The sequence below is a fragment of the Ramlibacter sp. genome (assembly GCF_035706265.1).
Taxonomy (GTDB): domain Bacteria; phylum Pseudomonadota; class Gammaproteobacteria; order Burkholderiales; family Burkholderiaceae_C; genus Ramlibacter.
The window spans coordinates 1-2,017 of record NZ_DASSVG010000323.1; the positions used below are offsets into that span (position 1 = coordinate 1).

Here is a 2,017-nt window from a genome sequence, read left to right on the forward strand (position 1 = left end):
GCCACGCCCGATGCCTTCTTCGAGATGCTGCGCGCCGCCGGCCTCACGCTGGCCGCCACCTACGCCCTGCCCGACCACCACGACTACGCCAACATGCCCGCCGCCATCCCGCCCGGCGCCACGCTGGTCTGCACGGAGAAGGACGCGGTCAAGCTGTGGCAACTGCGCCCCGGCGCCTGGGCCGTCCCGCTGCAGGTGGACATCCCCGCTTCCTTCTGGCAGGCGTTCGATCGCCTCCTGGACACCTCGTTATCATCCCGCCATGGATCCCCGTCTCCTTGAGCTCCTCGTCTGCCCCGTGACCAAGGGCCCGCTGGACTACGACCGCGAACGCCAGGAGCTGATCTCCCGCAGCGCCCGCCTCGCCTACCCGATCCGCGACGGCATCCCCGTGCTGCTGGAAGACGAGGCGCGCACCCTCAGCGACGAGGAACTCGAGCGCCTGCCCGCGCGCACGCCGCTCGTCTGACCGCGTGAGCTTCACCGTCCTGATCCCCGCCCGGCTCGCGTCCACGCGCCTGCCGGACAAGCCGCTGGCCGACATCGCCGGCCTGCCGATGGTCGTGCGCGTGGCGCACCGCGCCGAGCAGTCCGGCGCCGCGCAGGTCGTGGTCGCCACCGACAGCGAACGCATCGCCGACGCCTGCAGCGCGCACGGCGTGCGGGCCGTGCTCACGCGCGCCGACCATCCCTCCGGCAGCGACCGGCTGGCCGAGGCCTGCGAGCAGCTCGGGCTGGACGGCGACGACGTCGTCGTCAACGTGCAGGGCGACGAGCCGCTGATCGACCCGGCCCTGATCGACGCCGTGGCCGCGCTGCTGCGCGAGCGCCCGCAGGCCAGCATGAGCACGGCGGCGCACCCGATCGCGAGCGTCGCCGACTTCGTGAACCCGAACGTGGTGAAGGTGGTGCTGCAGGCCGACGGCCTGGCCCTCTACTTCAGCCGCGCGCCCATCCCGTGGTGGCGCGACGGCTTCGCCCAGGGCGTGGGCGCGCTGCCCGAGCCCGCGCCGCTGCGCCACGTGGGCATCTACGGTTACCGCGCCGGCTTCCTGCGCACCTTCCCGCGGCTGCCGCCGGCGCCGGTGGAAGCGTGCGAGGCGCTGGAGCAGCTGCGCGCCCTCTGGCATGGCCACCGCATCGCCGTGCACGTGAGCGCGGCGGCGCCCGGCGCCGGCGTCGATACGCCCGAGGACCTGGAGCGCGTGCGCGCGCTCTTTGCCGCAGGGCAATAAAAGGGGCCCCCCGCGTCAGTTTCGCGCGGGAGGGTGCGTGCTATCCTCGGCGGCAACAGGCGCGGCGGGCCTGGCGCCGGCCCGCCCTGCCGACCGACTCCAAACCATCCGAGGACTCCCCATGAGACTGATCCTGTTGGGCGCACCGGGCGCCGGCAAGGGCACGCAGGCGACCTTCCTGTGCCAGAAGTACGGCATCCCGCAGATCTCCACCGGCGACATGCTGCGCGCCGCGGTGAAGGCCGGCACGCCGCTGGGCCTGGCCGCCAAGAAGGTGATGGACTCGGGCGCCCTGGTCAGCGACGACATCATCATCGGCCTGGTGAAGGAGCGCATCGCCCAGCCGGACTGCGCCCGCGGCTTCCTGTTCGACGGCTTCCCGCGCACCATCCCGCAGGCCGAGGCCATGAAGGCGGCCGACGTGAAGATCGACTGCGTGCTGGAGATCGACGTGCCCTTCGAGGCCATCGTGGAGCGCATGAGCGGGCGCCGTTCGCACCCGGCGTCGGGGCGCACGTACCACATCAAGTTCAATCCGCCCAAGGTGGAAGGCCGCGACGACGTGACCGGCGAGCCTTTGATCCAGCGCGACGACGACCGCGAGGAGACGGTGCTGAAGCGCCTGGAGGTCTATTCCGCCCAGACGCGCCCGCTGGTGGAGTACTACAGCAGCTGGGCGAAGGACGACCCGCAGAACGCGCCCAAGGTGCGCAAGATCGACGGCCTGGGCTCGGTCGACGAGATCACCGCGCGGGCGTTGCAGGCGCTGGCGGACTGCTGAC

The 2,017-nt window shown here is 72.1% G+C and carries 4 protein-coding genes; all 4 read left to right on the forward strand.

Going from position 1 to position 2,017, the window contains the following annotated elements; all coding sequences use genetic code 11:
* Positions 1-282, forward strand: a 282-nt coding sequence (locus VFM98_RS11695) for a tetraacyldisaccharide 4'-kinase (RefSeq protein ID WP_325110093.1), incomplete at its 5' end; no start/stop codon positions are given.
* A complete protein-coding gene (locus tag VFM98_RS11700) occupies positions 263-469 on the forward strand; it encodes a Trm112 family protein (protein ID WP_325110094.1) in 207 nt (68 codons plus the stop codon). The genes VFM98_RS11695 and VFM98_RS11700, both read left to right, overlap by 20 nt.
* A gap of 4 nt (positions 470-473) precedes the next feature.
* Positions 474-1,235, forward strand: coding sequence for a 3-deoxy-manno-octulosonate cytidylyltransferase (gene kdsB, locus VFM98_RS11705; RefSeq protein ID WP_325110095.1), 762 nt, complete (start codon positions 474-476; stop codon positions 1,233-1,235).
* A 121-nt stretch (positions 1,236-1,356) separates the two neighbouring features.
* On the forward strand, positions 1,357-2,016 hold the full coding sequence (gene adk, locus VFM98_RS11710) for an adenylate kinase (RefSeq protein WP_325110096.1): 660 nt from the start codon (positions 1,357-1,359) through the stop codon (positions 2,014-2,016).
* The last annotated feature ends 1 nt before the right edge of the window (position 2,017 follow it).

Excerpts from the sequence above, each read along its gene's own strand:
- VFM98_RS11700 (WP_325110094.1), top strand. The coding sequence starts at position 263 with ATGGATCCCCGTCTCCTTGAGCTCCTCGTCTGCCCCGTGACCAAGGGC.
- adk (WP_325110096.1), top strand. The coding sequence starts at position 1,357 with ATGAGACTGATCCTGTTGGGCGCACCGGGCGCCGGCAAGGGCACGCAG.